The organism is Burkholderia sp. JPY481 (genome assembly GCF_038900515.1).
GTDB lineage: Bacteria > Pseudomonadota > Gammaproteobacteria > Burkholderiales > Burkholderiaceae > Paraburkholderia > Paraburkholderia youngii.
Genome location: NZ_JAYMRT010000126.1, coordinates 1 through 589, shown reverse-complemented (window position 1 = coordinate 589; position 589 = coordinate 1). Strand labels below are relative to the sequence as shown.

Genomic DNA, 589 nt, shown 5'->3' with positions numbered 1-589 from the left:
GCCGGGACGCACTCGAGTCAGGAACGTACTCGCGTCGGCGGCGATCATCCAGCGTTCGTCGAGCTGTGCGCCCTCGATCTTCAACGCGGCGGTATTGCTCGCGCGCAATGCGATCAGGTCGAGATCGGCGCTACGCCCAACGCCGGGAAGATCGTGCGGAACCGCGAAAATCGACGGCTTGCCGCTGTCCGCGTGATCGAACGCTGCTGCCACCAGAAATCCCTCGGGACGCAGATTCGTGATCCACGGCAGACTCCCGGACAGCGCCCAGCGACGCGCGCCGGACCCATTGGCTGCAACCGGTTCGGCTCTCATCTGCAACGGCTCCAGCGCGGACAGGTACTTCATTGCGTTCGACAGGCCCGTAGCGCCCGCGACCTCACCACTCAGCAGTGGCGCGAGCCACGTGTCGCGCAGCCCGGCATTCGGACTGTGCAACAGGCAACGCCGAAGAGTCCGGCGGCGGCAAGCCGCGGCACGATTTCACGTGCGTGCCCCGCGCTCGAGTCGAGCGACTCCGCGTGCGTGTCGAGCCATACGGCAAGATCGGCGGGGACGAAAGAAGCGGTACTCATACTGTTTGCGTCCC

1 pseudogene is annotated in these 589 nt (G+C 65.9%); it reads right to left on the bottom strand.

What is annotated here, in order from left to right:
• Positions 1–438: pseudogene (locus VSR82_RS39955) on the bottom strand (acyl-CoA dehydrogenase); the annotation flags it as partial.
• Positions 439–589: the final 151 nt, after the last annotated feature.